This is a genomic window from Roseateles sp. P5_E11, assembly GCF_054049355.1.
The window spans coordinates 1-5,060 of record NZ_JBFUMO010000436.1 but is presented as its reverse complement, the minus strand read 5'-3'; the positions used below and the strand labels follow the sequence as shown (position 1 = coordinate 5,060).

The window sequence follows — 5,060 nt, the reverse complement described above, 5'->3', positions numbered from 1 at the left end:
AGCCTGGGCGGTACACGCTCCTGGCCATGCCGACTCGACCCAGGAGTTTGTTGTCACCGCTCAGGTTGAACTTAAGGTTCAGCGAGGGCAGCACGTCAACATGGCTGGTGCTCACATCGAGAGGGTCATTGACCGAATCGAAGCGCGGTGCGTCGGGCGGCGTGCGGTCGGTGTACGTCGGGTTGAAGTTGGTAAAGCCATGCGAGGCGCGACCTGTGTAGACCACGCGCATGCCGATGTTGCCTTCCACCGGCACCTTCCAGTCGTCGAAGCCGAAGCGAAGGGTGCCGTAGACGGCATGCGTGCGCTCGGAGACGTTGCTGATCATGTTCGGATTCAGGCCGTAGCGAAGCGTCGTGTCCCAGATGTAGGTGGACGCATCGCAGGTGGGAACGTTGATCTGCGTGCCCGTCGGATTCTTCGCGTTCTCCGCCCTCGCCCAGGCCTGGGAATCGAGACATTGGTTGTAGCGGACATCGCCGATCAGCTTGGAATACGTGTTGTAGTCCTTGATGCCGCCGTAGGTCGGGAACACAACACTCGGCGGGTTGTTGCCTCCGAAGTTCTTGTAGTTGAACACCTCCACCGGCGCGGCGGCCGCGTAACGGGGATCGCTCAGGTAGGCGAAGTTGGCACGCGACTGCCAACTCTGGTCGTCGTTCGCGCCGGGCAACTGGCCGGCCGTGCCGGTCTGGCGTACGACCCAGGGCTCAGCGATCGACTTCCAGCCCACGCTGCTCGTATCGCCGGCATAGACCGCCTGTTCGCGCACCGAGGTGCGGTAGGTTGTGCGGAAGCCGACCCGCAGGTCACGCAGCACGTCATGGTCGAAGACGAGCTTGCCGTCGACCTTCCAGGCATAGAGGTTGGCGTCACCCTTCAGCCGTCCGGGCATCACCGACAACCAGTAGTAGTTGGCCGGATCGGCGAGGAAGGTGCGCGTCTTGTCGTCGAAGCCGAGCAGCACCGGGTTGCTGCCGGAGGTCGTGATGTCCATGCTCGGCGCGAAGGTGGCCGTCTGCACTTCCTCGCCGCGGGTGCGGAAGGAGGACTTCACCCACTGCAGGTCGTTCTGCAGCGCAAAGCGCTCATTGACGTTCCACTGGAAGTTCCAGGCCAGTTCGCTGGTGCTGGTCCGGTGCTGGTTGAAGGCCCGGCTGGTGCCCATGCTGATGCCGCCATCGGCGAACTGATTCGCACCCTTGCCGCCACGGCTCCAATTCGAGACGGTGCCGTCGGCATTCCTGGGCAGCCGCAGCGGATAGCTGTAGTGGCCCGACACCACAACGCCACGATCATCGACCACCGGTCTCTCCACCAGCACGTTGTACGGTGACGCGTTGAAATTGGGGTCGCCGAAGCTCGGGTAGATGTTCGAGCCGGTGTTCTCCTCCAGCGACTTCGACACGAAAGCCGTCAGCGACGACTGCATCTCGTTCTTCTTCCACTGCAGGGCGCCGTAGAAGCCTTTGCGGTCGCTGGTGCCGAGGTTCTGGCCCCAGTTGGCGCCGGTAGGCACCCACACCGTCTGGCCCGGCACCACGTCGGTACGCGGGAAATAGGGCTGGACCTGCAGGTTCTGCGACTCGTAGCTCGAGTGGTTCAAGGCCAGATCGACCAGCACACCCCAACGGCCCGAGTCGGCATCCCATCGCGTGGAATACAGGCCCGACAGCGCAGGCGACGCTTTCTTCGTCCGCTGCTCGTAGTTGCCGCCGAAGGAAACCATCCTCTTCGTGCCGTTGAAGTCGAACGGCAGCCAGGTGCGCAGATCCACCTGGCCAGCAACGCCGCCTTCGATCCTCTCCGCCGACGGATTCTTGTACACATCCACGCCTGCCATCAGCTCCGAGGGCACGGCGCTCCAGCTCAGGTCACGGCCGGGCCAGCCAGCAGAGAAGATCTCGCGGCCATTAAGCGTGGACGAGCCCCAGGACAGGCCGCGCACGTTGATGCGGTCGTCGCTTCCTTCGGAGAAGTGCTTGGGGTCGTTGTTGGTCGAACGCAGGCGCTCGACGGTCACGCCGACGATGCGCTGTAGCACTTCGGTGATGGACTTGTCGGGCAGCTTGCCCGCCTCTTCGGCCACCACCGAGTCGACCACCTCCTCGGCGTTCTGCTTGATCTTCTGCGCGCTCTGCAGCGCGGCGCGCTGTCCCTTGACCACCACGGTCTCGAGCGTGGTCGGGGTCTTGTCCGTCGCCGGTTGCGTTTGTGCCAGCACGGCGCCGCCGGTGCTCAGAAGCGCCAATTGAATGACGCCACGGTGGATGGCCGTGGGTCGGAAATGTTCGCTCATGGATGTCTCCGTTTTCCTTCAAATTTGATGCACCCGAACCGGCAGGCCGCCCGTGGCGGTGCTGAATCGGGGTACCGGCGGCGCGAAGCGCCAGCCGCGATTACTGGATCGTGATGGCGCCCTTGATCGTCAGATCCGACGCGTAGACACCATTGGTCTTTTGACTGTCATTCACATCCATCAGGCGGAAGCGAACCTGAACAACGTTGGACGACTTCATCAGCGTCATCGCCGAAGTGCGTGCGTCAACAATCTTGGCCATCGCAGCCTGGAATGCGGCCAGCCCATCGGCGGTGACCGGATTGGGCAGGGTCCGGATGTCGCCATCCAGGGATGCCGCAGTCACTCCGGCAAGGCCACAGGCGTTGGTGACGGCGAAATTGCCCAGCGGGACGGCGTAGCTCGTCAGGCCGTTCATGGGCCACAGCAAGGTGCTCAACTCGACGTTGCAGCCGTTGTTTTGCTTGCCCAGGTTCAGATGAAGCACGACCGGCCTGTTCGCCGCGTAGAGCCCGCTGTTGATGCCCAGCGTGAAGCCCAGGGCCGTTTCTGTGGTCACCTGCACGCCGCCGGTCGTATCGCCCGCACCGTTGAAGCCACTCAGGCCCGGCGCAAAGATGTCAATGCGATTGAAGCCGTATTGCCACCCGCCAGGCGTCCAATTGCTCTCCGGATAGTGCAAGGCCGAAGTCAGCATCGAGCCGTCCGCCGAGATATCGCGATAGCACCAGTCGCCACCTGCGTTGCCGTCACATGATTCCCAGCCAGCGTTCAACGGGCTGCCCCAGGGATTGACAGCCACATTGCCGCCCTGCTTCGTGCTCATGGTCGTGGACGTACCGCGCCCCGCGCCGCTGGGCTCGAAGCCGTCGGCGATCAGCAGCGGGTCGACGGCAACGAAACGATCCACCGACTGCTCGGCCCAGTTCTCGTTGCTCGGCGCCATGGCGGTGACCGCGCAGGTGCCCTTGCCCAGCAGCTTGAGGTTGCTGCCTTCGATGGTGCAAGTGGCCGGCGTGGTGGTCTTGAAGCTGATCGGCAGGCCGGAAGGCGACGTCGCGCTCAGAGCGACGGAAGTGCTGTTCGCGCTCAGCACGTAGTCAGGCGGCGCGAACGTGATCTGCTGGGTCTTCTTGAGGACCTTGAACAGCTGGCTGACGTTATCGGCGGCGGCCCATTGCACGCCGTCGCTGCTCGCACCGCCACTCTGGCTGGCCACGACGCGGCACTCGCCTACCTTCACCAGCGTCAGCTGGCTGCCCGAAGCGGTGCAGATGTCCGGCGTGGTGGACTCGAAGGTCACTGGCAGACCGGAGGTCGCCACGGCCGAAAGTGCCACCGGCCCATCCAGCAGCATGGCACCGCCGGGATATTTGAAATCGATGGTCTGAAAGCGCCCCCCCGAGTTCGCGCCCCCGCCCTCGCCACCACCGCCACAGGCGGTCAACAAAGCGCACGYCGCCAACAGCGTCAGCTTGCGCCCGTGCGGAACCCATTTCTTCGTCACGATGTGTCTCCTCGTTCTCTGATGAGCCGAGTGGTTTCTCCGCAGGTGTTGCTCCGCACCTCACGGCCACTCCGCATTGTGGAATACAGATATACCGAGATATCATCTTACTGGTCAGACCAATGCGCATTAGTGGAAACGCCACGCTGACCAATCCTTGAAAGCTGGAAGGTTCTTGTTATGCGAAGTCGGTCTCTGCGTCGCGTGGTCATCGTCGGCGGCGGCAGCGCGGGGTGGATTACCGCAGCACCCCTGGCGCGCATGCTCTGCAGGCCGGGCGCCCCTGACCATTGCGAGGTCCTGCTGGTCGAGTCGGACCAGATCGGAACGGTGGGCGTGGGTGAAGCCACGCTGCCGACCATTCGCTACTACAACCAGTTGCTGGGCATCGATGAGGCTGACTTCGTCCGCGCCACGCAGGCGAGCTTCAAGCTGGGCATCGAGTTCAAGGACTGGGGGCGGCTGGGTGCCCGCTTCTTCCACGGCTTTGGTGGCTTCGGTCCGGCCATCCACAACAGGCCACTGTGGTCTTACTGGCTGCGCCTGCGCGAGCGGGATCCTGGCATTGAGTCCTACGAGGACTGGTCCACCGCCACGGTCATGGCGCGTGCGCTGCGATTCACCCCGCCGCAGCCGGGGGAACCTTCACCCGCGAATGCATTCGACTACGCCTACCACTTCGACGCGGCGCTCTATGGCCGCTACCTGCGCGACCATGCGGTTCGCCATGGCGCCCAACGGATAGTCGGCACCATCGTCAGCGTGAAGACCTCGGAGCAGAGCGGCTTCGCCGAGGCCCTGCATCTGAGCGATGGCCGCTGCGTTGAAGGCGATCTCTTCATCGACTGCTCGGGCTTCCGCGCGCTGCTSATCGRYGGCGCGATGMAATCACCTTACGAGGACTGGAGCCACTGGCTGCCTTGCGACCGGGCGTTGGCCGTTCCATGCGAACGCACCGACCCGATGACGCCCTACACCACCTCGACCGCTCGCTCGGCGGGCTGGCAGTGGCGCATCCCGCTGCAGCACCGCACCGGCAACGGGCTGGTCTACTGCAGCAGCCATCTCAGCGACGATGAGGCAGCGCAGACCTTGCTGGCGAACCTGGACGGCAAGCCGCTGGACGATCCAAGGCCGCAGCGCTTCACAACCGGCCGCCGCAGGCTGGCGTGGACCAAGAACGTGGTGGCCATCGGCCTATCCGCTGGATTCCTGGAACCATTGGAGTCCACCAGCATCCAGTTCATCATGGAC

Annotated in this window: 3 protein-coding genes; 1 reads left to right on the top strand and 2 read right to left on the bottom strand. The window is 63.8% G+C overall.

Features of this window, described 5'->3' with window-relative positions:
• Positions 1-2,299 (bottom strand): TonB-dependent receptor plug domain-containing protein (locus ACXJKR_RS23955; RefSeq protein ID WP_457324942.1); only part of this gene is annotated, 2,299 nt, incomplete at its 3' end.
• Positions 2,300-2,399: 100 nt separating this feature from the next.
• The gene (locus ACXJKR_RS23950) at positions 2,400-3,806 is read right to left on the bottom strand and encodes a hypothetical protein (protein ID WP_457324941.1); all 1,407 of its coding nucleotides are present in this window, start codon (positions 3,804-3,806) and stop codon (positions 2,400-2,402) included.
• 180 nt (positions 3,807-3,986) lie between these two features.
• On the opposite strand from ACXJKR_RS23950, the gene ACXJKR_RS23945 reads away from it, so the two are divergent.
• On the top strand, positions 3,987-5,060 hold a 1,074-nt coding region (locus ACXJKR_RS23945), incomplete at its 3' end, for a tryptophan halogenase family protein (RefSeq protein ID WP_457324940.1).